The following is a 22,732-nucleotide window of genomic DNA, read 5'->3' on the forward strand; positions in this document are numbered from 1 at the left end:
GATTTAATCAGCGTTTCCTTAGCCGTTCCCGAAACGCCCGCACCGCCTCCGTCACCGACGGCGCGCCTAAAATCCCGCCTGCCACCGCGAGGCCGGACGCGCCAAGGGATAACGGCCGCCCACAATTTTCCGGCGTCAGCCCGCCAATAGCCACATTGGGAACCGGCGCTTCTTTTAAAATCGCCAGATATTCCTCGTCGGAAATCGGCGTCGCATCCGGCTTCGTAGAAGTGGAGTACCACGCCCCGCTTCCGATGTAATCGGCGCCCTGGCGCACGGCTTCTTTCGCCTGTTCCCTTGTTTTTGCCGTGGCGCCCACGATGAAATCCGGGCGGCCGCAGGCCGCCGCAAGCCGCTTTGCCTCAGAAACCGGCAGATCGTCCTGCCCCAAATGGACGCCGTCAGCGCCGCAGGCGAGGGCAATGTCCAGCCTGTCGTTTACGAGAAACAGGGCGCCTGCTTCATTGGCCTTTTCGCAGAGCCATTTCGCATCCCGCAGGTATTCTGCCGACGAAAGATTCTTCTCCCGGAGCTGGATCATGTCAAGTCCGGCCGCAAGGGCCTCCAGAATCTTTTCATCGCCCAATTTCCTGTCTGCAATCAAGTATAAAATTCCTTTTTCCTTCATCCTAGCTCTCCAAAACGCCTTTTAAATACTCGACGGCATGGGCCTTTTCCAGAGCTCCCACGAGGATCGCCGCCATGATGGTGCCGCAGGCCGTACTCATGAAAAACGGCATGACATAAGTAAATAACGCCGCTTCCTTTCCCATAAGAAGCGCCGCTACCGGGAAACAGAGCATCCCGCCGATGAGCCCCGTTCCGACAACCTCACCGATATAGGTAAGAATTAACTTATGGGTTTTCTGGTACACGATGCCGCATAGAAACGCGCCAACCATGCTTCCTGGGAATGCCAGCAAGCTTCCTGTGCCCAGAAGGTTCCGGATAAACGAGGTGCAGAAGGCCGCCATAACGCCGTAGCCCGGCCCTAAAAACACGGCACAAACCACGTTTACAAGATGCTGCACCGGATAGCATTTCGATGCCCCGATGGGAATTGCAAAGGAAGATAAGGACACGGTTAAAGCCACCAGCATGGCCGCCGTAACTGTCTTTTTCACTGTAATTTTCATATGCTCACGCTCCTTTTTATTCGTCAAAAATACTTACAATCTCCCCGTCCAGGATCCGGTTCATGTTGCGGACGGCGCAGAAATTGCCGCACATGGAACAGGTATCTTCCTTCTCCGGCTTCGCCTCCGCCCGGTAAGCCCTGGCCTTTTCCGGGTCGATGGAAAGCTCAAACATCCGCTCCCAGTCCAGATTTTTCCTGGCAAGGCTCATCTCATCATCCCAGTCCCTTGCGCCGCGGACGCCTTTTGCGATGTCGGCTGCGTGGGCAGCGATGCGGGAGGCGATGATGCCCTCCTTCACGTCCTGAAGGTTCGGGAGCCTTAAATGCTCGGCCGGCGTCACATAGCAGAGGAACGAAGCCCCGCTTGCCGCCGCAATGGCGCCGCCGATGGCCGCTGTGATATGGTCATAGCCCGGCGCAATGTCCGTCACAAGAGGCCCTAAAACATAGAACGGTGCGCCTTTGCAGATTTCTTTCTGAATCCGCATGTTGGCCTCGATCTGGTCAAGAGGCATGTGCCCCGGCCCCTCGATGATGACCTGCACATCCTTTTCCCATGCGCGTCTCGTCAGCTCGCCGAGTGTCACTAGCTCCTCAATCTGGGAAATGTCGCTGGCGTCCTTTAAGCAGCCCGGACGGCAGGCGTCGCCGAGGCTCAAGGTCACGTCGTACTCCCGGCAGATGTCCAGGATCTCGTCAAAATGCTCATAAAACGGGTTTTCTTTTCCCGTCATCTCCATCCACGCAAAAATAATGGAACCGCCGCGGGATACGATATTCGTGAGCCGCTTGTTTTCCTTGAAGCGGCCGGCCGTCGCCCGGTTGATGCCGCAGTGGATCGTCATGAAGTCCACGCCGTCCTCGGCATGCATCCGCACAATGTCAAGCCATTCCTCCGTCGTAATCTCTTTTAATGCCTTGTGGTAGTAAACCACGGCGTCATAAATCGGAACCGTGCCGATGATGGCCGGACATTCCGACGTAAGGCGCCTGCGGAACGTCCGCGTATCGCCGAAGGAGCTTAAATCCATGATGGACTCCGCCCCCATCTTCACGGCGCTGTTTACCTTCTCCACCTCCACGTCCATGTCTTTGCAGTCTCTGGAAATTCCCAGGTTCACGTTGATCTTTGTCTTTAACATGGAACCGATGCCGTTCGGCTCGATGGACGTATGAAGCCTGTTGCAGGGGATGGCAATCTGCCCTTTGGCCACGTATGCCCGGATCTCCTCCCCGGTCATCTTCTCCTTTTCGGCCACAAGCTCCATTTCTTTTGTGATGATGCCTTTCCTTGCGGCATCCATCTGTGTCGTATAGTTCATGCGTCTCCTCTCCCGGATGAAAGGGGGCCGGAAAATGTGTCCGATCCTGCCGCGGGATTTCCCGCGGCAAGAAAAAAGCCGCTCCTCACTCCGGAACCCGAAATGCGATGCGGCCGTAAAGCCAATCTCTTTTCTCCCTACGCCGGCATTATCCGTATCAGGTTCCACAGGTCGGAATCGTTCCTTCATTCCCTCTCAGCCTGCCGCGGCAAGCTCCCTTTTTATCCGTATGTAATTTTCCTGGTTTCAGTATAGCATGATGATGAAAAAAAGCAAGAGAAATCTTGCTGGGCTTTTATCTCCCCAGCGGCGATACTGCTTGATTTCAAAACTTTGGAATTATACCCTTTTATCCCCTATTCAGTCAAGGGTATAATTCAGTGCATGGAAAATCAATATATTTTTATCGAAAAACAATAAAAATATATTGATTTTCGTTTCCGCCTATGCTATGATACACCCAATCCAGGCGGTCACTGCACCGCAATATCCACATGCAAGGAGGAATTTCATGTTCTGGTCTGAAAAACAATCGGTTGCGCTTACAAAATGCTGTATCTGGCTGTTCATTGCCGGCTACGTTCTCGTCCTTTTCACCTGCCCGTTTTTTGTCCCGGTCTTCGTGCGCTTAAGCTACACCGCGGCCGGGAAAGACGTGCGGCTCTTCCTGGCGTCCATCTACGCCTGCGCCGTACCGGTTGGGATTCTCTTGTTCCATTTAAGGAACCTCATTTCCGCCATCGGGAATGAAGACATTTTCACAGCCGAAAACATCAAAAGGCTCCGGCTCATCTCCTGGATGTGCGGCATCACCGGCATCTTCTGCTTCCTCTCCATGATTTACTATCTGTTCTGGGGAATTTTGGGCTGCTGTCTGATCCTCATGTGCCTTTTAATCCGTGTCATAAAAAATGTCTTCGCCCGCGCCAAGGAACTGAAGGACGAAAACGACTTTACCATATAGAAGGGGGATTTTTCATGCCGATTATCGTAAACCTCGACGTCATGATGGCGAAACGGAAAATTTCCGCCGGCGAGCTTGCAGAACGGGTGGGGATCACCCCGGCAAACCTCTCCATCCTGAAGAACAACAAGGCAAAGGCCATCCGCTTCTCCACACTGGAAGCCATCTGCCGCGAGCTTGACTGCCAGCCTGGGGACATTCTTGAATATTCAGAAAAGGAGTGACGATGATGGAACATCAAAATGAAATCATGATGCAGCCCGAAATGCCGGAACCGGCTCTGGCTATGAATCCGGCCGAAACCTCAGGAAAAATAGAAAAAGAAGTGCCGCCGGACCCGGCTGCGCCTCTCTTTGAACGCTTTTCCAAATACGGCGCCGGCTGTCTTCTCACAGGCCTCTTTTACGCCTTCTGCTTCTATAAAAACCCAAACGGCATCACATGGCCGTTTTTCCTGGCCGCCGGCTTCGTCCTCGTTTGTGCCGCCTTCCAAAGCCTGTCTGTTAAAATCAGGAAAGATTCCTGGTTTTTAGCAACGTCCATACTTCTCATCGGCGTCTCCATGTGCCGGACAGACAGCCTGTTCCTCCATACCATAAACCGCATCGCCCTGTTCTTCTTGCTGGCCTTTTTCCTTCTCCACCAGCTCTGCGACGACTCCGGCTGGGACATCGGGACAGCCATTTCCTCTGCTCTCCGGTATGCAGGCGGACTTTTTCTCCTGCTTCCGGTGCCGTTTTCCCACGGCATCCGCTATTTTAAGACGTCCCGCCAGGGAAAAAAGGGGCCTTATGCAGCCGCCATCCTCGGCGCGTTTCTCTCCCTGCCCTTTGTGCTCATCGTCGTCTGCCTTCTCGGGGACGCCGACGTTGTTTTCAATAAGCTCCTCGTGTCTGCCTTAGACGGTGCCGTAAACCCGTCCTCGGTTTCCTCCGTCCTGTTTCAGACCGTGGTTTCCGCAGCCGTCTTTTACTGCATCCTGTGCAGCCGCTACAAAATGAAATTCCCGGAAGGCGTCCGTGACCGCCGAAAAGGGAGTCCGGCCTTTGCCTCCGGCTTCCTCTTTACCTTCGCGGCCGCATATCTTGTCTTTTGCGCCATCCAGGTCGTCTTCCTGTTCCTCCGGAAAGGCACGCTCCCGGACGGCATGACCTATGCGGAGTACGCCCGCCAGGGCTTTTTCCAGCTCACCTTCGTAATCGCCTTAAACCTGGCCCTCGTCCTCGGCTTTCTCCGCTATTTCCGGCCAGCGCCGTATTTAAAGGCGCTTCTTACCACCGTCAGCGCCTGCACCTGTGTCATGATCGCCTCCGCCGCCTGCCGGATGCTCCTTTACATCTCGGTTTACCGGCTGACGCTTCTCAGGCTTTTAGTCCTGTGGTTTTTGGGGACGGCCGCTGTTTTTATGGCAGGCGTTTTCCTGCTCATCCGGAAGGAGCGGTTTCCCCTGTTCCGGTACGGCCTCGTCGTGGTCTCCGTTTTTTATACGGCTCTGGCCCTTTCCCGGCCCGACGCCGTGATCGCCGCCTACAACCTGACAGCGCCCGGCCATGAAGCCGTCGGCACAAGCGATCTGTACTACCTCCAGACACTTTCCCTGGACGCGGCGCCTGCCATGGAAAAGTACCTGAAAGATTCCCCTGAGCTCACGGAATGGTACGGCGGCCGGGATGCTTATCTGGCTGAATTTTGCCGGAGAGCCGCAGACGGCGATGGCAATGCCTCCCTGCGTACCTATAATTTCTCCGTCGGGGCAGCTAGGAAAATTTATGATGCCCGTTCTGTTGGGCCGGAATAAATGCTTTTTGGAATTCTGTCAGTTGTATCTGATAAGGTTCCGTATTTTTTAGTTTTGTCAGTTATAACTGATAAAATCCGCCCGCCGCAGCATCTCCCCTTGCCGCGGCGGGCTTCCTAAACCCATTTCTAATTCAACTGCCCATTTAACGTCCGGAACGCGCCGGCCAAATCCAGCTCGCTTCCATCCGTGTCATAAATCCTGCCTTCCTGCTCATAAGTATAAATCTTCACATCGTCAATGACAACCTCGCCCTTATCCGAGGTGAACGACAGCACGCAGTCTGCCGTCGATGGGATCGAATAGACGAACCGTGTCGGCCCGCTCACACGAACCACCCGCTCGTAGTCGCCGACCTTTACGGTCATGTCGGCTCCGGCCTCGCTGTACGCATAAAACTCCACGTAAACCGTATCGTTTCTGTCAAACTTTTTAAGTAACTTCTGGGAAATACTCTCACCGGACGGCAGGGCGATGGCCTGCGATCCGTCATGGCTCTCCGCACGCACGCCGGAAGACGCCGTCCACCCTTTTGTCCCCAGGGCAAACTGAGCGTTGTACACGCAGTTGTTTACATAATTCCGGTACACCCAGAGGCCGTATCCATTGCTGTAATCCTTGAGGATCGGGGACAGCCCCATGATGTAATCGTCCACCTGGTTCTCCTCGATCTGGGCATTGTAGGAAAACTCAGCCGTCGTATCCATGTAGAGAAGCTGCTCGATGAACAGCGGCTTCCCACCTGCAATGGCGCTGATGTTCCCAAGATGCGTCCGCATGGCGGAAAGGGCCTGCTCCGCGGAGATCCGCTCGTAATTGTTGGCCTGGCCCATGGAAACGCTGTACATGATGGCCGAATAAGGCGCGCCCTCACAGGCGAACGTCCGCCCATGGGAATAGTAAGTCTGGTTCCCGTCCCCGTCGTAAATCACATCGCCGTCCACGCGCACTTCCATGGAAAGCTCCGGGAACACAGCCTGGCTCTCCTTCATGAGATTCATCAGGAACTCATCGTAAAAGTCATAGAAAAGGCTGGCGCTCGGATGCGTCTTATAGGGCAGGTACACCTGGGAAAAATCGGAAAAACCGGCGCCGTAAGCCTCACTCACCTGCTCAATCGAGTACCGCTCCTCCAGATATTTCGTATAGCCGCAGTCCTTTGCCATCTGAATCCGCTCCCTGGCAGGAATCTCCCGCTCCAGGCTGTATGTGTAATCCCAGAAGTCCTCCCAGGTAATAAATCCGCCGTAAAAATTCCCATGGGCCGAAGCCGCCGCGTATAATGTCCGGCAGTAATCCAGCCATGCGGCCCGCGCCCTGCTCTCCGGCTTTAAAATTTCCGTATATCTTGCCGGCACGCCGGAGGTTCCGGCGTAATCCCAGCAATAGCCCACACGCAGGCTGACCCAAAGGCCGTGCCTTTCGGCGCAGTCCATGATGGCGTCCAGCTTTTTAAACGGATAGTCACTGTACGCCACGGGATCCGTCTCCGGCTGGAATTCCCGCCACGGAACCACGAGGATGATGCTGTTGAAGCCGTCGGCCGCGATCCGCGCCATGTTGGCTTCCATTTCGTCGTCCTCGCTGCTCCAGAAGTTGATCGGCCACTGGTCACCGAAATATGTCACAGATTTTAAATATGCCGGCTTTTCGGCTGCCGCCGCAGAAAGCGGGAGCGCCAGGCAGAACATCAGCATAAAGGCCAGAACCGGGGAGAAAAACCGCAAAAACCGGCCGCGCCGCTCTCCCCCTCTCGTCCTACTCACAGAAATGCAGAAGCTCATCGACCGGCTTCCGCTTCGGTGCTTTCGGTTCCTCGTCAGGGTATCCCATGGAAATCAGGCAGACTACCTGCTCATTTTCCGGGATATGGAGCAGCTTTCCCACCGTCCCGGCATCAAAAATCCCCATGATGACTGTCCCGACGCCGTATTCATGAGCCGCCAGGCAAAAGGTCTGGCAGGCCGCCCCGGCATCGAACAGCGCCCAGTTCTCCTTCTGGGCCGTCGTAAACTTTCCTTCCTCCACGGCGCCGCTTTTTCCCTTTACGGACGTGACGGCGACGATCTGCGGCGCATGCTCGATGGTGCCGGTGTTGTAGGCAAAGCCCATCGTATGATTCCTTGCAATGTCCGTCTTCACCGCGTCGTCCTCCACCACATAATAGCGGACGGTCTGCGTATTCTTCCAGGACGGCGCATAAGCCGCCGCGGCGGCAATTTTCTCAATCGTCTCCCTCGGTACCTTTTTCTCCTTGAAGCGGCGGATGCTGCGCCTCGTAAGGACTGCGTCAATCACTTCCATGTCTCGTTTCCTCCTGTCTTTGCCGGCCGTCTGGCGGCGTCATTTCTGTCATGCTTTTTTGCGAAACAGGAGCCGCAGCTTTTCACCGCGGCTCCCCCATTTTATGTACGTTTCCTACTTTCCTGCGGAAAGCGCCCTCGGCTTGCAGCCGTCCGGGATCGGGCAGTGGTAGGTATCACCGTCTAAGGTCTCTTCCATCTCCGCCTTTGCTTCCTCCAGGTATTTCGGCTCCTCAAAGAGGTCTACGGCTGCACCGGCCATGGCCTTTGCCGCGTAGAGCAGTCCCTTGTGGGCAAGCCCGCTCTTTCCCTGGGTGACAACCTGCCAGGAATGTCCCGGCGTTCCGGCCGCCCATGTGGTGACATACGCCTGCGCCGTCGGGCAGTTCCAGCTCACATCGCCGACGTCCGTGGAACCGAAGGACATGATGCCCACCGGATCAAACGGAGCCACGAAGCGGTACAGGGATTCTCCCTTGTGGGCAAGGACTTCCTTCTTCTCTTCCTTTCCAAGGCCTGCGGCCACCTTCTCCAGGGACTCAAACCGGCCCTCGCCGACGCCCTCGCTTAAGGCCTTCGCCATCTGAAGCTCTTCCTCCGTGTACTCCGGAGCGCCGAGCTCTGTCAAATTGTCCCAGAGCCTCTTTGCAATCACCTTATTGCTCACAAGGTTGGAACAGCCCTTCACGAAGTCGATTTCCACTCTCGTCTCCGTCATATGGGCAGCACCCTCGGCAATCTTGTTGACGCGCTGGTAGATTTCCTCCACCTGTTTATTTTTCGGCGCACGGATCAGGTACAAAACTTCCGCATACGGCTGTACCACGTTCGGCGAATATCCGCCTGTATTCGTGATCGCATAGTGGATCCTCGCCTCGGGAACCACGTGCTCTCTTAAGAACTGCACGCCCATGTTCATCAGCTCCAGGGCATCCAGGGCGCTTCTTCCAAGATGCGGCGCCCCGCCTGCATGAGCAGACGTGCCGTAGAATTTATATGCAACCTGATAGTTTGCCAGGGAGCTTCCCGTATCGGCTCTCGTCACATCGCCGGGATGCCAGGTAATCGCGGCGTCCAGTCCCTCGAACGCGCCGCCCTTTGCCATAAATGCCTTTCCGGAGCCGCCTTCCTCGCCCGGGCAGCCAAAGTAAATGACCGTGCCGGATTTCCCGCTCTCCTCCAGGTACTTTTTCACGCCGATGGCTGCCGCCAGGGACGCCGTGCCGAGCATGTTGTGGCCGCATCCATGGCCGGAACAGCCGGGATGAACTGCCTTCTTCTCAAGCGCGCCTGCTTCCTGGTCAAGACCGGAAAGCGCGTCAAACTCACCTAAAAATCCGATCACCGGCTTGCCGGAACCGAACGTCCCCTTAAAAGCCGTCTCGACTCCAGCCAGGTTTTCTTCAACCTCAAAGCCCTCTTTGCGAAGAACCTCGCAGAGCGTCTTCACAGAATTCACTTCTGTAAACGCCGTCTCCGCGTAACCCCAGATCTCATCGCTGGCTTCCAAAATTTCAGGAGCCTTTTTGTCAATTTCTTCCCATGCCGTTTTCTTTCCCATATCGAGTCTCCTTTCCATTCGGCTGGGCAGTCCGCTCCCGCCCCCATGGCAGGAGAACGCGCCCAGTTCGATTATACTACTTAATCATGCCCGCCGCAACAAATTTGTCGGCCGCAGCCGGTTTCTAAATACTCTTGATCCATTTGCCGCTTTTCAGCCGGAACACGCACCAGACCGCCTTAATCACCTGGTCAAGCTTCAGGCACACATAAATCCAGAAGGGTTCAAAATGCCAGACTAGCCCGGCCATGGCGCCGAGGGGGATGCTGACGACCCAGAGAAACAGGATGTCGGCAACCATCAAAAACTTCGTGTCCCCGCCGCCTCTTAAAACGCCCTTTGTCATGATGCTGTTGGCGCTCTGGAAAATTACGATGAAGGCCACGGCCTCCATGAGCTGCATGGCGATGCCGGCCGTCTCCTCCGTAATCCGGTAATAGGAAATCACCGGCGCGCCGATGGCCGCGATAATGCCGCCGGCCACGATTCCGATGCCGACGCCCAAAAGCAGGAAGGTGTAGCCCTGATCCTGCGCCCGTTTCCTGTCGCCGGTTCCCAGGGTATGCCCAACGACGATGCAGCTCGCCTGGCTGATGCCCTGGATGAATACGGTGGAAAGCTGCTGGGTCACGGCCGTGATGGCGTTTGCCGAAACGAACTGGGCGCCGATGTGGCCCATAACCATGGCGACGGCGCTGTTTCCCAGGGCCAGAAGCGAATCGCTCACCAGGACGGGAATACTGATATTCAAGTATTCGCCCACCAGATCCCGGCAGCTTCCAAACAGGTCACGGAACCGGTAGCCGATGTTCTGATCCTTCAGGAACGTGTAGCCCACCACCATGGAAAACTCGATGATCCTGGCGATCAGCGTTCCTAACGCCGCTCCGGCCACTTCCATCCGCGGCGCGCCGAACTTGCCGAAAATGAACATGTAGTTAAAAAAGATATTCCCGAAAAAGGCTACGATGGACGCCATGAGCGGCACCGTCGCCCGCCCCACCGACCGGAGCACCAGCGACAGCGTCAGGGAAATCCCCAGGAAATAGTATGACAGGATCGACCACTCAAAATATCTGGTTCCCTCGTAGATAATCGCCTCATCTGCCGTAAACAGCCGCATGATCGCGCCGGGGATAAGAAGCGTGGCCGCCGCGAACATGGTGGCGAAAACGACGCTTAACCTCAGCATGATTGTGACCGTCTTTTTTAAGGACACGAGATCCTGTTTCCCCCAAAACCGCGACGTCAGCACGTTGGCGCCCATCCCGATTCCCATGCAGCAGACCTGGTAAATGGAAATAAACTGGTTTGCCAGCGACGAGGCGCTGAGAGCCGTCTCCCCCATGGTGCCTAACATGATCGTGTCCATCATGTTGACGCCGATGGTAATCAGACTCTGCATGGCGATGGGCACCGCAATGGACGCCGATTTCACATAAAAATCCTTTTCCCGGACTATCATTTTTCCTATCCCCCGCTATCTTCTTCTTTCTTCTATCTCCAGTCCGATTCTTAACATCCGAAACATCCGCTCCGCCGCCTTTTCATAGAGCTCTGCGGCATGATCCATGGCTTCCTTAAGATCCATGGGCCCGTCCGTTATTGCCAGAATCGTGTCGATCCCGTAGTGGTAAAGGCTCTCGCTGCCAGGCCCAGCGCCGCCCACGAGGGCCGCCGCCGGGATCCCGCGTTTTTTCGCCCGGCCTGCCACGCCGCCCGGCACTTTTCCGAAGGCCGACTGCCAGTCGATGCGCCCCTCTCCTGTCACCACCAGATCGGCGCCGTCTAAAAGCGTATCGAAATCAATCAGGTCAAGAACCGTCTCGATTCCCGACTGGAGCCTGGCATCGAGAAGTGCTAAAAGCGCAGCGCCGAGGCCCCCGGCTGCTCCGGCTCCTGGAATGTCCCGCACGGACTTCCCGGCTGCTTCCTCCAACTTATCCGCATAGCGGATCATCCCAGCCTCCAGCCGGTCTAAAATTTTCGGCGTCCCGCCCTTCTGCTTTCCGAAAGTATAAGTTGCGCCCTGCTTTCCTGTGAGCGGGTTCGTCACGTCGCACATGACCGTGAACCGTGCCTCCTTTGCTTCCGGGATCAGGCCGTCCATGGAGATCTTCTCCACCTTTTCCAGATCTTCCCCGATGCCGGAAAGCTCATTTCCGTCCGCATCCAGGAATTTCACGCCGAGGGCTCGAAGCGCCCCCATGCCGCCGTCGTTGGTTGCGCTTCCGCCGATTGCCACCGTAATGTCCCGGTAGCCGCTCTTTAATGCGTCAAAAATCAGCTCGCCAGTACCGTATGTGGTAGTATAGAGCGGATTCCGCTTTTTCTCCGGCACCATCGGAAGACCCGAGGCCGCCGCCATCTCGATGATGGCCCGCCCGCCGGGAAGGACGCCGTAAAAGCTTTCTGCCTTTTCCATCAGAGGCCCGCAGACCGTCACAGGCCGCATCTCGCCGCCGGCTGCCGACACGACGGCATCCACCGTCCCCTCGCCGCCGTCAGCCACCGGAACCCCGACGCAGATACAGTCCGGAAACACGGCCTTCGCCGCCTTTGTAAGAAGCTCTGCCGCCTCCTTCGACGACAGCGAGCCCTTGAAGGAATCCGATGCAAATATAAATTTTAGGTTGCGTTCCAAGTCTTATCTCCTCCGTCTGCCTGAAGGCATCCCAATTTCAAAAAACGGCCGCAGGAAAACTCCCGCGGCCGTCCTGATTCGGATGATCCTTACTGATTTACTTCTGTATAAATCTGGTTCCAGTGCTCAAGCACCTGCTCTTTGTTCTCGATCAGCCAGTCAACGTCACGCGTTACCCAGGTAACATCCTCTGTCTTCGGAAGGTACGGGCTCTCGAAGTTTGCCTTGGAGTTGGTCATACGAAGGGTTCCAAGAGCTTCGCCCAGAGCGTTCTGGCCGTCCTCGCTCATTAAGAAGTTCACCATGGCCTTTGCTGCTGCCTCGTGGGGAGCGCCTTTAATAACGGCGCAGCCAAATGCAGATGCGGAAGTTCCTTCCTCCGGATATACCATACGGATGTTGTCGGCGCCGGACTTAAGAAGCGTGGAAGCGCCGTCCTCGTAGGTAATGCCAACCACATACTCGCCCGTCTCAACGCTCTTGAAGCAGACAGAAGAGGAAGTGGAGATAACAAGACCATTGTTCATCAGGTTCGTGATGTACTCCCATGCCTCATCGCTGTCATTGCCGAATACGGACATGATGTTGCAGACATTGTTCCATGCTGCGGAAGAGGAGTTCGGGTCAGAGAAAACGATCTTGCCGTTTAATGCCGGGTTCAGAAGGTCTTCGTAGCTGTTGATCTCGATGCCGAGCTCTGCCTCTAACTCCGTGTTGACACAGAAGACGCAGGTGGAAAGGTGATCCAGGCTGTAAAAGCCGTTGTTGGACTTGTAGTCCTCGATGACTTCGTCCTCATAGTCGGAAAGCCAGTGCTCGAAAATATCGGTGTACATGTCGCCGTCGCTGTTGCTTAAGCCGCCCCACATCAAGTCGCCCTGGGGATTCTCAGCCTCGGCTGCGATTCTCGCGGTCAGCTCGCCGGCAGAACCATTTACCACCTCAACGTAGCAGTCCGGGTATTTCTCATTGAACAGTTCGATTAAGTTGTCCAGGTCGTTCTCCGTCATACTGGAGTAAAGCACAAGGCTGTCGCCGATGTCCTCCGGCTCTGCGGCTTCGGCCTCAGCGGCCTCGGTCTCCGCTGCCTCAGCTGCCGTCGTCTCGGAACCAGCCGCCTCCGTCTCTGCCGGTGCAGCCGCAGCCGTCGTTTCTTCTGCGCCGCCTCCGCATGCGGTCAGAGACATTGCCATTGCTGCTGCCAGTAAAACTGCCAGACTCTTTCTCATAATAATCTCTCCTTTTTTATAATATTTTGATATAACCGGCCTTTCGGCCGTCGGTATCCGGATTTAAAGCTCGATGTCCTCCGACTTGCTGATTAACAGGTATGCAATTAAGGACACCGCAGTCACGGCCGTAAGGATTGCCGCGAACGCCGCAGCCAGGCCGTAATTTCCTCTGGAAATCGCAACATAGGCCGACATCGTCAGCGTGATGTTCCGGTTGTTGTAGAGGATGATGGAGCTGGAAAGCTCTGTCACGATGGCAACCCAGCTTAAGATTGCGCCGGACAGGATTCCGTTTGACATCATCGGCACGGTGATTTTTATGAACGTCTTAAGCTTCGACGCCCCGAGGCTGATGGACGCCTCCTCGATGCTCATGGGAATCTGCATGAGCGTCGCCGTGGCCGACCGTATGGTATATGGCATCCTTCGTATGACGAAGGAGATCAGCATGATGGTTACGGTACCCGTCAATGCAAACGGCTTCTTTCCGAAGGCGATGACGAGGGCGATACCGATGACAGAACCAGGCATGATATACGGAAGCATTGCCATGGTGTCAATCATGTTGTTGATGAAGCTGGCCCGCCGCACAACCAGGTATGCGATCAGGATGGAAATCACGATGATGATCGCCAGGGCGCCCACGCCCATGACAACCGTGTTCTTAATGGAACGCACCAGAAGCTTTTTCATGGCCTGCTCGTAGTTTGCAAGGGAATAACCCGGCTTAAATACCGCCTGGTCGCAGTTTCTGAAGGACAGGTAAACCACATAAATCTGCGGCAGGAAGGCGATGGCTACGAGAAGGTAGCTGTACGCGTACATCAAAAGGCCCTTGATGCCCTTCGGCTGCTTTTTCTCGATGGGATGCAGGGCATTGATGGAAAATTTATACTTGCCCGTGGCCCATTTCTGGAGAAAGAACACGACGGCCGTCACCACGATGGCAATGACGCTGATGGCCGCGGCGAAATTGTGGTCGGTTCCGTTCTCACCCAGGTACTGATTGTAAATTTCCACCGGGAACGTCCGGAAGCCCTCGCCGATTAAGAGCGGCGTTCCGAAGTCGGCAAACGCCTGCATGAATACCATCAGGGCCGCCGCCAGGATCGTCGGCATGGAAAGCTGCATCACCACCTGGAAAAACCGCTTGACGCCGGTACAGCCCATGTTGGCCGCCGCTTCCATTAAGGTATTGTCGATGTTCTTAAAGGCGCCGTTCATGTAGATGAACACAAGCGGGAAAAGCTTTAGGGACTGTACCAAAAGGATCCCCTTAAAGCCGTAGATGCTGCCAAGCTCAATTCCAAACACGTTCTTTAAAAACTGCGTGATGATGCCGGAGCGTCCAAGAAGCAGGATCCAGGAGTAGGCGCCGATGAACGGGGCCGACATACAGCAGAGGACGCTGATGACAAACAGCACCTTGGAACCCCTCAGCCTGTAAAAGGAAAAGAAGTAGGAAAACGGGATTCCGATTACAAGGGTCACAAGGGTGACGGTAATGCTGACCTTAAAGCTGTTTAAAATCGTTTTGCTGTAATAGCTCTGGGAGAAGAATTTCGTAAATTCCTGGAGGCTGAACTGGCCTTCCTTCGTGATGACTGCCTGCCTCAAAATCCCGTACATGGGATAGACGAGGAACAGTAAAAACAGCACGAGGAACATGACGGTAATGCCGCTCCAGAGCTCAAATTTCTTTGCTTTCATCTGTGACTTCACCTCTTTCCCTAGGACTCACAGTCATTCTGGACGCCGGTTAAAATGTTCTTTTCACCGTCCGCCGTAAACAGGTTTGCCTTCTCGGTATTGATGGTCAGGGAAATTTCGGTTCCCGGCTCGATGATGCTGTCGATGGTGGATTCCTGGATGGACTCTACCTCCTGGCCGTTTTCCAGGTGCATGAAATAGTGGGTGTTGAGGCCCAGGAACACGCAGTCGTCGACGACGGCCTTAATGCCCTTTCCGGTCTCCCGGCTCATTAAGAACTCCTCGGGGCGGACGGAAATCATGATGTCCGCATCCTTCCGGTACTCTTCTTTTACATGGGGCATCGGCGCATCGTAGTCAAGAAGCCTTAAATGCGGGACGCCGTCCTTCATCACAAGCTTTCCGTTTAAGACATTGGAGCGGCCGATGAAGGTGGATACGAACAGGTTCGCCGGCCTCTGGTAGATGGCCTTCGGCGTTCCGATGTGCTGGATCACGCCGCCCTTCATGACAGCGATCCTGTCGGAGACAGCCATAGCCTCCTCCTGGTCATGGGTGACGTAGATGGTCGTAATGCCGACGCTGTGCTGGATGTTTTTGATAACGGTACGCATCTCCACGCGCAGCTTTGCATCCAGGTTGGAAAGCGGCTCATCCATTAACAGCACGTCCGGCTCGATGCACAAAGCGCGGGCTAAGGCCACACGCTGCTGCTGGCCGCCGGAGAGCCGGTCGGGAAGCCGGTCAGCCATGGAGTCGATCTGCATGAGCTTTAAGAATTTGTCGGCCCTCTCTTTGATTTCGTCTTTCGGGAAATGTTTGTTTTTCAGGCCGAATTCCACGTTTTTCCGCACGGTCAGGTGGGGGAAAATCGCATAGTTCTGGAACACCATGCCGATGTTTCTCTTGGCCGGATCCAGGTCGTTGATCCGTTTTTCATTAAAATAGAAATCTCCGCCTTCGATGGAGTTGAAGCCCGCGATCATCCGCAGAAGCGTCGTCTTTCCGCAGCCGGACGGGCCTAAAAGCGTGAAAAACTCGCCTTCCTTTATTTTTACGTTCAAATCCGGTATGATGACGTTCTCTCCGTACTTTTTCAGCGCATGGCTTACCGTAATATTCACACTCATCTTCCGTTCCTCCTCATTTTGCTGTCCTTCACCTGTTTAACGGGCGGCGATGACCTTGACGCCCTTTGCCAAAAATTCGTCCGCCACGGATTTCGGCATGTGCCAGTCGGTAATCAGTACATCCACGCCCTCCGGCGGCGCGATGGAAACCAGGGAATCATCCCCGAATTTCGTGTAGTCCATCAGGATAAATTTCTCCTTTGAGGCCTTTAATACCTGGCGCTTTAACTCCACCTCCGCGGGAATCGGCGTCGTGAAGCCATGTTCCAGCGTAAAGTGGTTGCCCGTCACAAAGCCCTTGTCGAAATAGAGCTGATCCAGGGCCGCCGCCGCAAGGGAACCCACGCAGGAATAAATATTGGCCCGCAGTTCCCCTCCCGTGACGATCACCTGCAAATCGCCTGCCTTGGAAAGTTCCATGGCAATGTGGATGCTGTTCGTGCAGACCATAATATTTCGCTTGGGCCCTGTTACCATCAGGCGCGCAAGCTGGATTGTCGTCGTGCCGCTGTCTAAGAACACGGCTTCGCCGTCGCTGATGCAGTCATAGGCGGCTCTGGCGATTGCCGTTTTCTCCTCTTTGTGGAGAAACTCCTTTTCCTGGTGGGAGAACTCCCGGAGCGAGCCGTAGGCGCTGACCGCGCCGCCCCACGTCCTCTTTAGGACGCCCTCCTGCTCCATGGAAACAAGGAGCTTCCGCACAGAAACCTCAGAAAGCCCAAAGGCTTCGCTGAGTTCCGAAACCGTAACCGACGACTTGTCATTCAGTTGTTTAAGAATGTAGCTCCTGCGCTCTTCCTGCCTCATTTTTCCTTCTCTTTACCACTATTTTACAAATCATCTTCCTATATTTTACTCTACGGCCCGATAGGTGTCAACAAATTTGCACAAGTTTGTCTCGATTGCCGTGCGATTTTGCCAAATTTATGCCTGCGGCCGGGAAAATTTTGGCGTAAAGTTTCGTTTGGTTTCGTTTTTGTTTTGTTTTGCTCCGTTTCTATGGACAGAATGCACATGGAGATGTATAATCAGGGCAAACCGGAAAGGAGGAAAATACGTTATGATCCTTGACAGCAGGAAGTTAAACGGCCCCTGCGCCTGCGGGAGAAACCATGTGATGAACACCCGCGCCGCCGTCATCGAAGAGGGCTGTCTCGAAAAATTTGAAACTTATCTGGAAGAATACGGCATCACCGGAAAGCGTGCCGCCGTTTATGATGAAAACACCTACCATGCGAAAAACCTGGTGCGCCCGAAGGCGGAGCAGGAAATCGTCCTGAACCCGGAAAACCTCCATGCCAACGAGCTGGCGACGGGGGCCGTCCTTGAGAAGCTGGATCCGGACGTGAAGCTTTTAATCGCCGTGGGCAGCGGCACGATCCACGACACGACGCGCTACTGTGCCAACAAGTTAGGCATCCCCTTTATCGCCTGCCCGACGGCTGCCAGTGTGGACGGCTTCTGTTCCACCGTGTCGGCTATGACCTGGGGCGGCTACAAAAAGACGCTTCCCGGCGTAGCTCCCGACATCGTGCTGGCCGATGTCTCCGTCATCAAAGAGGCGCCGCTCTACCTGGCGCTTTCCGGCGTCGGCGACATTCTGGGAAAATACACGGCCCTGGCCGACTGGAAGATTGCACACGCGCTGACCGGCGAATTTTTCTGCCCCACCATCGAGGGCATGACGAGGGACGCCGTGAAGGCCGTCTATGAATGCTGCGAAAAAGTCGGGGAGCGGGATTCTCATGCCATGGAACAGCTCACCTACGCGCTCCTTCTCTCCGGCCTCGCCATGCAGCTCATGGGGAACTCCCGCCCGGCCTCCGGCGCCGAGCACCACATTTCCCACTTAATCGAGATGGAGCCGGAAGCCCTTGGCGTCCATTCCCATGCGCTCCACGGGGAAAAGGTGGGCGTCGGAACGGCCCTCGTCTCCGGCGTTTACCACGAGTTAGCCGCCATTTCGGATCTTTCTCCGTATGTGAAGCCATATGCCTTCTATCCAAAGGACGATTTGTACCGCTTTTACGGGGAGCGGCTTGCGCCGGCCGTCCTGGAGGAGAATCAGAACGACTGCATGAACGGCGTGACGCCGGAAATGTTAGCCGCCGCATGGCCGAAGATCCGCGAGATCATAAAGGAGATCCCCACAAAGGACGAACTTCTCTCCCTCTATGAAAAAATCGGCGCAAAGAAGAGCCTTTCGGACATCGAGGTGCCGGATGCGGCCCTTTCGGAACTGCTCCATTACTCGCCGAGTGTCCGCAACCGGATGACCCTCATGAGAATCCGGCTTATGATCGGGAAATAGGGCAAACATCCGCTTGCGCTTTTATTTAATGGATGATATAATCTTTTCCGTAGGCCCTGGCCCCGCGGGCGGGACAGGGAAAAGGATTGGAGGTATCCCCATGAACTGGAACATCGTTTTAAATGTCGTTCTTGTCATCCTCGTAATTCTCGTTGTCGCGCTGGTTGTTTTGTACTTCCTCGGACGGCGCCTGGAAAAGCGCCAGGTGGAACAGCAGGCCGTCATTGAAGCCGCAGCCCAGGTGGCGACGGTCATGGCGATTGATAAGAAGAAAATGAAGCTTAAGGACGCCGGTCTCCCGAGCATCGTCTACGAAAAGACGCCCTGGTACGCAAAACGCGCCAAGGTGCCGATTGTAAAGGTAAAGGTTGGCCCGAAGATTGCAACCATGATCGCTGACGAAAAGGTATTCCTTCAGCTTCCGTTAAAGACAGAGGCAAAGGTTGTCATCAGCGGCCTCTACATAACGGAAATCAAGAGCGTGCGCGGCGGCATCCCGCCCCTGCCGAAAAAGAAAACTTTGGCACAGCGCCTGAAATTCTGGGAAAAGACAGACACGAACGAGAACAAGAAAAAATAAGAGCGAAACAAAACGCGGGCCCGCGGCAGAAACTTAAAAATCTGCCGCAGGCCCATTTTTCATGTCTTAGAGAAACGGTGATTTCATCAGCGCTTCCTTAGATCAGACCGACACTCTTCATAAAGAAAATCCAGAAGAAAATTGTTACAACCGACACCACCGTACTGATGACTACGAACTGGCCGGCCAGCTCGCCGTCGCCGCCCATGTTCTGAGCCATCGGATAGGACGAGGTCGCCACCGGCGTCGCATACATGGCAAGCAGGATGAACAGCTCCACGCCGCGCAGCCCAAGGGCATAAGCGATGGCCACCATGACGGCCGGAACCACAACGAGCTTCATGGAAAGGCTCGGCACCAGATATTTTAAATTTGCCCGCACCTCACTGAAATGCAGGGTGCCGCCCAAAACGAACAGCGCCAGGGGCGACGTCATGTCCGAAAAAGCCGCAATAGGCTTTAAAATACAGGCCGGAAGCCTGATCTGGAGCGCAAAAAAGATAATTCCGACGACGGCGCCGTCAAGAAGCGGGTTCGTCGCCACGTTTTTCAACAGCTCCTTCATGCTGGTCTTCCCTTCGCCATGAAACATCTCCAGGATGATAACCGAGGTGATATTGTAGATGGACACGACGATTGTCACCATCATGGCCGCCACCGAAGCCGCCGAATCGCCGAAGACGGAGATCGTAAGCGGAAGGCCGAACAGAATGAAATTGCTGCGGTAAATGGCCTGGATGATGACGCCGCGCCGCGGGTTCTCCTTAATGATCTTCGGCACGATGAGCACGAGGATCACTTCCAAAAGCAGCAGGCTCACAGCGCCGAAAATCATAAGCTGCGGCCGCGGCAGAGAGCTGGCGTCCGCCTTGTAGACGTTATAAAACGTCATGCATGGGAAAAACAGCTTGAAAATCATCCTGTTTAATTTCTGGAGAAAGCTTTCCTCCAAAATCCCTTTTGCCTTTGCCAGATATCCGAATACGATATAGATCAAAAATGGTGTAACTGCATCGACTGCTACCAGAAAACTTTCCATCATCCGTTCCTTTCCCCGGAAAGGTGAAGGGCAGCCGTCTCTCTGGACTGGGCGCAGATGCCGATCTGGCAGTTGGAAACGTGTTCCCCGTTCATCTCCAGTGCATAGTCCACGTTCACATGGACTGCGTTTTCTTCTTCTCTCAGCTTAATATCCACCGTCGTAAGCCCTAAAACGATGAGCCCCAGGGGCGTCAGGTAGTTTGCCATGGTCTTTTTCCCGCTCTCAAAAACCATGCGGGTTTCCACAGCGCCGTTTTTTGCGACCTCCACCTTCCCCGGGGCGGCCTTGACGGTGTTGTGGGTCACGATGTCCGTGTCCGCGATGGCCTCATCATAAAGGATATAGTGTTTTCCGTTTTTCAGATAATACGTTCCCGGCGTAATGATTTCCACAGCATCCTGGCCGTCGCCGAAAAACTGGGTGCCCGTCACGCTCACCAGCACGTCCTTTGTCATGTTGACTGTCCTCTCCTCTTTTTTTCTCCGGCCGCCCGCTTTTCGGAAAGCAGGCGCTTCATCACGCCGTTTTCCCCGCGGCCGAAATATGCGTAAAGCCGCTCATATTCCCGGTACAGGCGGTCGTACACGTCTGCATGCTCCGGCGCCGGGGCATACGTTTTTTCTTCCACATGTCCCATGGCCGCCGCCGCTTCGCCGATGGTATCATACCCGCCGCCCATTTTTCCTGCCGCCACGGCGCCGAACATGGCGGAACCCAGGGCCGGGGACTGGTCGGATTTTCCGACGAAAATTTCTCTTTTACAGACATCGGCATAGATCTGCATCATCATGGGATTCTTCTTTGCGATCCCGCCGCAGGCGTAAAGCTCCTTTACCGGGACGCCAAACGCTTCAAAGTTTTCGATAATCATCCGCTGGCCGAAGGCCGTGGCCTCGATGAGCGCCCGGTAAATTTCCTCCGGCTTTGTCTTAAGCGTAAGCCCTAAGATCATGCCGGAAAGCTCCGAATCCACCAAAACGGAGCGGTTCCCGTTCCACCAGTCGAGAGCTAAAAGCCCGCTCTCTCCCGGAATCAGCCTTTCTGCCTTTTTTGTTAAAAGCTCCTGAAGGCTTACGCCCGCCGCCTCGGCCTCTTTTTTATAGCTCTCCGGCACGCACCGCCTGGAAAACCAGTCGAGCATATCGCCGACGCAGGGCTGTCCGGCCTCGTAGCCGTAAAGCCCGGGAAGCGCACCGTCCTTTACGACGCCGCAGATTCCCGGCACATGGCGCTCGTCCTCTCCGCAGAGAATGTCGCAGGTAGACGTTCCCAGAATCATAAGAAGCTTTCCCGGTTCCGTGATCCCCACCGACGGCAGGGCCACATGGGCATCGATGTTTCCGACGCTGACGGCCGTTTGTTCCGAAAGCCCAAGCTTTTCTGCCATCTCTTTTGTCAGATGCCCGGCCAGGCTCCCCTGGGGGAGAACGCCGTCTCCAAGTTTCTCTTTCGGCGCATTCCGAAGAAGCGGATGAAGGGACGCTAAAAATTCTTCCGGCGGATAGCCGCTCTCATGCCACAGGGCTTTATATCCGGCCATGGACGCCGCCCGCGTCTCCTTTCCCGTGAGCATCCACGGGAGCCAGTCGGCCGCCTCGATGAATCTGGCCGCCGCCTCATAAATCTCCGGCGCTTCCTCGCAGATTTCCATGAGCTTCGGGAACATCCACTCGGAGCTTACCTTATTCCCGTACCGCAAAAGAAAATCCTCACCCCGCTCTGCTGCCAGCCGGTTTAGCCTGTCGGCCTCGGGCTGCGCCGCATGATGCTTCCAGAGCTTTCCGTACGCATGGGGATGATTCCGATATTTTTCCTGAAAACAGAGGGGAATTCCCCTTTCGTCCACCGGGAACATGGTGCAGGAGGTGACGTCCACACCGATTCCCACCACGTCCTCCGGGCAGACGCCGGCCGCCTTCAGAATCTCCGGCACCGTGTGAAACAGAACCTCCAGATAATCTGCCGGATCCTGGAGCGCCCAGCCGGAAGGCGCCTTCGTCCCGTCCGGCAGCATCTCCTCATAGACGCCGTGGCGGTAGGCGAGGGCGCTCTGGGCCAGGATTTCCCCGTCGGAGAGCCTGGCTAAAACGGCCCGGCCGGACAGCGTCCCGAAATCAATGCCGACTGCATACTTCTCTTTTCCCATACGCGCCTCCCGCCGTCTCCGGCTAATATTCTTCGATGTTGATCTGTACGGTTTTCTTTACCTCGTCCGGCAGGATTGCCGTCGCAAAATCCCGGAACTTCTCGGCCATGTCGCTGACGTAAAACTGGTATTTTTCCTCCAGCGGCAGCTCTCTCCCGGTATCGCAGCTCATCTCCATGGAATGAAGCAGGGTTTTTAGCTGGACTGCCGTCTCATAAGCCGGATTCACGAGCGTCACGCCGTCGCCCATGAGCCGCCCGAGAGTCGAGCGGATCAACGGATAGTGGGTACAGCCGAGCACGAGGGTGTCGATATATTTTTCCTTTAAAACGGATAAGTACCTGGAAGCGATCTCGTCCGTCACCGAGTCATGGAGAAGGCCTTCCTCCACGAGGGGCACAAAAAGCGGACATGCCTTTCCGAAAACCTCGACGCCGGGCTTCATCTCCCGTAATACCTTTCCGTAGGTGCCGCTTCGGACGGTGCCTTCCGTCCCGATCACGCCGATTTTCCCGTTTTTCGTGGCCGCTGCAGCCGCCCTGGCGCCGGCATTGATGACGCCGATGATGGGGAAATCCTCGTTTTTGCGGACTTCCTCCAGGGCATAGGACGAGGCCGTGTTGCAGGCGATGACGATGGCCTTTACGCCCTTTGTCCGCAGGAAACGGATGATCTGCTCCGAATAGTGGATGACGGTCTGCTTCGATTTATTGCCGTAAGGGAGTCTCGCCGTGTCGCCGAAGTAGACGATTTTTTCCTCCGGCATCTGGCGCATGATCTCCCTCGCCACCGTCAGGCCGCCGATGCCGGAATCAAAGACCCCGATGGGTGCGTTTCTGTCCATCCCGCGA

The 22,732-nt window shown here is 55.4% G+C and carries 21 protein-coding genes and 1 riboswitch; of the genes, 5 read left to right on the forward strand and 16 right to left on the reverse strand.

Annotated elements, in window-relative coordinates; all coding sequences use genetic code 11:
• Positions 1 to 7: 7 nt before the first annotated feature.
• From thiE to thiC, 3 genes are read right to left on the reverse strand one after another with little or no spacing between them, the layout of a single operon-like run.
• A complete protein-coding gene (thiE, locus tag KE531_06070) occupies positions 8 to 628 on the reverse strand; it encodes a thiamine phosphate synthase (GenBank protein MBR9953190.1) in 621 nt (206 codons plus the stop codon).
• 1 nt (position 629) lies between these two features.
• Complete coding sequence (gene thiW, locus KE531_06075; GenBank protein MBR9953191.1) at positions 630 to 1,136, reverse strand: energy coupling factor transporter S component ThiW; 507 nt, start codon at positions 1,134 to 1,136, stop codon at positions 630 to 632.
• A 16-nt stretch (positions 1,137 to 1,152) separates the two neighbouring features.
• Positions 1,153 to 2,460, reverse strand: a complete 1,308-nt coding sequence (gene thiC, locus KE531_06080) for a phosphomethylpyrimidine synthase ThiC (protein ID MBR9953192.1) — start codon at positions 2,458 to 2,460, stop codon at positions 1,153 to 1,155.
• Between the two features lie 117 nt (positions 2,461 to 2,577).
• Positions 2,578 to 2,690, reverse strand: a riboswitch (TPP riboswitch).
• Between the two features lie 281 nt (positions 2,691 to 2,971).
• Between thiC and KE531_06085 the strand changes: the two genes are divergently transcribed.
• Genes KE531_06085 through KE531_06095 form a run of 3 tightly spaced genes read left to right on the forward strand, consistent with a single transcriptional unit; the run spans position 2,972 to position 5,222 of the window.
• Positions 2,972 to 3,424, forward strand: coding sequence for a DUF2975 domain-containing protein (locus KE531_06085; protein MBR9953193.1), 453 nt, complete (start codon positions 2,972 to 2,974; stop codon positions 3,422 to 3,424).
• 14 nt (positions 3,425 to 3,438) lie between these two features.
• Entirely contained in the window at positions 3,439 to 3,648 is a 210-nt protein-coding gene (locus tag KE531_06090) for a helix-turn-helix transcriptional regulator (GenBank protein ID MBR9953194.1), read from the forward strand.
• A 2-nt stretch (positions 3,649 to 3,650) separates the two neighbouring features.
• On the forward strand, positions 3,651 to 5,222 hold the full coding sequence (locus KE531_06095; GenBank protein MBR9953195.1) for a DUF4173 domain-containing protein: 1,572 nt from the start codon (positions 3,651 to 3,653) through the stop codon (positions 5,220 to 5,222).
• Positions 5,223 to 5,350: 128 nt separating this feature from the next.
• On the opposite strand, the gene KE531_06100 is transcribed toward KE531_06095, so the two are convergent.
• The 9 genes from KE531_06100 to KE531_06140 form a co-directional block, all read right to left on the reverse strand.
• Positions 5,351 to 6,988, reverse strand: coding sequence for a hypothetical protein (locus KE531_06100; protein MBR9953196.1), 1,638 nt, complete (start codon positions 6,986 to 6,988; stop codon positions 5,351 to 5,353).
• Entirely contained in the window at positions 6,981 to 7,526 is a 546-nt protein-coding gene (locus tag KE531_06105; GenBank protein MBR9953197.1) for a nitroreductase family protein, read from the reverse strand. Before KE531_06105 ends, KE531_06100 begins: the two co-directional genes overlap by 8 nt.
• A gap of 114 nt (positions 7,527 to 7,640) precedes the next feature.
• Entirely contained in the window at positions 7,641 to 9,086 is a 1,446-nt protein-coding gene (locus KE531_06110; protein MBR9953198.1) for an amidohydrolase, read from the reverse strand.
• Between the two features lie 124 nt (positions 9,087 to 9,210).
• A complete protein-coding gene (locus KE531_06115) occupies positions 9,211 to 10,551 on the reverse strand; it encodes an MATE family efflux transporter (protein MBR9953199.1) in 1,341 nt (446 codons plus the stop codon).
• A 15-nt stretch (positions 10,552 to 10,566) separates the two neighbouring features.
• The gene (locus KE531_06120) at positions 10,567 to 11,730 is read right to left on the reverse strand and encodes a glycerate kinase (protein MBR9953200.1); all 1,164 of its coding nucleotides are present in this window, start codon (positions 11,728 to 11,730) and stop codon (positions 10,567 to 10,569) included.
• Between the two features lie 89 nt (positions 11,731 to 11,819).
• Positions 11,820 to 12,959, reverse strand: coding sequence for an extracellular solute-binding protein (locus KE531_06125; GenBank protein ID MBR9953201.1), 1,140 nt, complete (start codon positions 12,957 to 12,959; stop codon positions 11,820 to 11,822).
• Positions 12,960 to 13,022: 63 nt separating this feature from the next.
• Entirely contained in the window at positions 13,023 to 14,672 is a 1,650-nt protein-coding gene (locus KE531_06130; protein MBR9953202.1) for an iron ABC transporter permease, read from the reverse strand.
• 20 nt (positions 14,673 to 14,692) lie between these two features.
• Entirely contained in the window at positions 14,693 to 15,802 is a 1,110-nt protein-coding gene (locus KE531_06135) for an ABC transporter ATP-binding protein (GenBank protein MBR9953203.1), read from the reverse strand.
• A gap of 36 nt (positions 15,803 to 15,838) precedes the next feature.
• Complete coding sequence (locus tag KE531_06140) at positions 15,839 to 16,609, reverse strand: DeoR/GlpR transcriptional regulator (GenBank protein MBR9953204.1); 771 nt, start codon at positions 16,607 to 16,609, stop codon at positions 15,839 to 15,841.
• Positions 16,610 to 16,862: 253 nt separating this feature from the next.
• On the opposite strand from KE531_06140, the gene KE531_06145 reads away from it, so the two are divergent.
• On the forward strand, positions 16,863 to 18,113 hold the full coding sequence (locus tag KE531_06145; GenBank protein MBR9953205.1) for a sn-glycerol-1-phosphate dehydrogenase: 1,251 nt from the start codon (positions 16,863 to 16,865) through the stop codon (positions 18,111 to 18,113).
• Positions 18,114 to 18,213: 100 nt separating this feature from the next.
• Positions 18,214 to 18,693 carry a hypothetical protein gene (locus KE531_06150; protein MBR9953206.1) on the forward strand — a complete coding sequence of 160 codons (480 nt, stop codon included), beginning with the start codon at positions 18,214 to 18,216 and terminating at the stop codon, positions 18,691 to 18,693.
• Between the two features lie 97 nt (positions 18,694 to 18,790).
• Here the strand turns inward: KE531_06150 and KE531_06155 are convergent, their stop codons facing one another.
• Genes KE531_06155 through KE531_06170 form a run of 4 tightly spaced genes read right to left on the reverse strand, consistent with a single transcriptional unit; the run spans position 18,791 to position 22,725 of the window.
• A complete protein-coding gene (locus tag KE531_06155; GenBank protein MBR9953207.1) occupies positions 18,791 to 19,732 on the reverse strand; it encodes an AEC family transporter in 942 nt (313 codons plus the stop codon).
• Positions 19,732 to 20,190: a DUF1934 domain-containing protein gene (locus KE531_06160; protein MBR9953208.1), complete on the reverse strand. Its 459-nt coding sequence runs from the start codon at positions 20,188 to 20,190 to the stop codon at positions 19,732 to 19,734. The genes KE531_06155 and KE531_06160 overlap by 1 nt, the downstream gene beginning before the upstream one ends.
• Positions 20,187 to 21,881, reverse strand: a complete 1,695-nt coding sequence (locus KE531_06165; protein MBR9953209.1) for a ribulokinase — start codon at positions 21,879 to 21,881, stop codon at positions 20,187 to 20,189. The genes KE531_06160 and KE531_06165 overlap by 4 nt, the downstream gene beginning before the upstream one ends.
• Positions 21,882 to 21,903: 22 nt before the next feature.
• Positions 21,904 to 22,725: a glutamate racemase gene (locus KE531_06170; protein MBR9953210.1), complete on the reverse strand. Its 822-nt coding sequence runs from the start codon at positions 22,723 to 22,725 to the stop codon at positions 21,904 to 21,906.
• Positions 22,726 to 22,732: the final 7 nt, after the last annotated feature.

It is taken from the genome of Eubacteriaceae bacterium Marseille-Q4139 (assembly GCA_018223415.1).
In the GTDB taxonomy this organism is placed as follows: Bacteria; Bacillota; Clostridia; order Lachnospirales; family Lachnospiraceae; genus CABSIM01.